Source organism: Kitasatospora sp. NPDC034533, assembly GCF_055575155.1.
The window spans coordinates 1-1176 of the sequence record NZ_JBVITE010000176.1 but is presented as its reverse complement, the minus strand read 5'-3'; the positions used below and the strand labels follow the sequence as shown (position 1 = coordinate 1176).

Genomic DNA, 1176 nt, shown 5'->3' with positions numbered 1-1176 from the left:
GGCCGTGACTGCGTGCCTTTTGAAGAATGAGCCTGCGAGTTTGCGGTGTGTAGCGAGGTTAACCCGTGTGGGGTAGCCGTAGCGAAAGCGAGTCCGAATAGGGCGACCCAGTTGCATGCCCAAGACCCGAAGCGGAGTGATCTAGCCATGGGCAGGTTGAAGCGCGGGTAAGACCGTGTGGAGGACCGAACCCACCAGGGTTGAAAACCTGGGGGATGACCTGTGGTTAGGGGTGAAAGGCCAATCAAACTCCGTGATAGCTGGTTCTCCCCGAAATGCATTTAGGTGCAGCGTCACGTGTTTCTTGCCGGAGGTAGAGCACTGGATAGGCGATGGGCCTTACCGGGTTACTGACCTTAGCCAAACTCCGAATGCCGGTAAGTGAGAGCGTGGCAGTGAGACTGTGGGGGATAAGCTCCATGGTCGAGAGGGAAACAGCCCAGAACACCGACTAAGGTCCCTAAGCGTGTGCTAAGTGGGAAAGGATGTGGAGTCGCAGAGACAACCAGGAGGTTGGCTTAGAAGCAGCCACCCTTGAAAGAGTGCGTAATAGCTCACTGGTCAAGTGATTCCGCGCCGACAATGTAGCGGGGCTCAAGCACATCACCGAAGTCGTGTCATTGCAGCATATAGGGTTAACGCCTGCTGTGATGGGTAGGGGAGCGTCGTGTGCCGGGTGAAGCGGCGGTGGAAACCAGTCGTGGACGGTATACGAGTGAGAATGCAGGCATGAGTAGCGATACAAGAGTGGGAAACTCTTGCGCCGATTGACCAAGGGTTCCTGGGTCAAGCTGATCTGCCCAGGGTAAGTCGGGACCTAAGGCGAGGCCGACAGGCGTAGTCGATGGACAACGGGTTGATATTCCCGTACCCGCTTTGAAGCGCCAGCGCTGAACCAGATGATGCTAAGGCCGTGAAGCCGTCCCGGAGCCTTCGGGCAAAGGGAAGTGGTGGAGCCGCCGGTCCAAGTCTGTAGTAGGTGAGCGATGGGGTGACGCAGGAAGGTAGTCCAGCCCGGGCGGTGGTTGTCCCGGGGTAAGGGTGTAGGCCGAGTGATAGGCAAATCCGTCACTCATTAAGGCTGAGACCTGATGCCGAGCCGATTGTGGTGAAGTGGATGATCCTATGCTGTCGAGAAAAGCCTCTAGCGAGTTTCATGGCGGCCCGTACCCCAAA

General features: G+C 57.2%; 1 rRNA gene. It reads left to right on the top strand.

Annotation, left to right across the window (positions count from 1 at the left end):
* Window positions 1-1176 (top strand): 23S ribosomal RNA (locus ACZ55U_RS39095); the annotation flags it as partial.